The organism is Vibrio sp. Y176 (assembly GCF_033438945.1).
This window is the reverse complement of record NZ_JAWOQS010000906.1, coordinates 1-571: the sequence shown is the minus strand read 5'-3', so window position 1 is coordinate 571 and position 571 is coordinate 1. Positions and strand designations below refer to the sequence as shown.

Here is a 571-nt window from a genome sequence, read left to right as displayed (position 1 = left end):
TTGCTTCGTGCTTGAACAAAAAGGTTACCAGGCGGTAGAGGCGGAAGATTACGATACTGCTGTAACCAAACTGGCTGAACCCTTCCCTGATTTAGTATTACTGGATTGGATGTTACCTGGCGGTAGTGGCATTAACTTTATCAAACACATGAAACGTGAAGAGCTTACACGCAACATTCCTGTTGTGATGCTGACTGCTCGCGGTGAAGAAGAAGATAAAGTTCGCGGTTTAGAGGTTGGTGCAGATGACTACATTACCAAACCGTTTTCTCCTAAAGAGTTAGTTGCTCGCCTTAAAGCGGTTATTCGCCGTGTTACGCCGACCGCATTAGAAGATGTGATTGATGTTCAAGGTCTCAAACTCGATCCTGTTTCTCACCGTGTTACTGCGAATGATGAAGCGGTTGATATGGGGCCTACCGAGTTCAAGATGCTGCACTTCTTTATGACCCATCAAGAGCGTGTTTACAGCCGTGAGCAGCTGCTAAATAACGTGTGGGGCACCAATGTTTATGTTGAAGACCGTACTGTTGACGTTCATATCCGTCGTCTTCGTAAAGCACTGGAAGCT

1 protein-coding gene is annotated in these 571 nt (G+C 46.1%); it reads left to right on the top strand.

Annotation, left to right across the window (positions count from 1 at the left end):
• Positions 1-571 (top strand): phosphate regulon transcriptional regulator PhoB (phoB, locus tag R7O13_RS29345; RefSeq protein ID WP_318305521.1); only part of this gene is annotated, 571 nt, incomplete at both ends.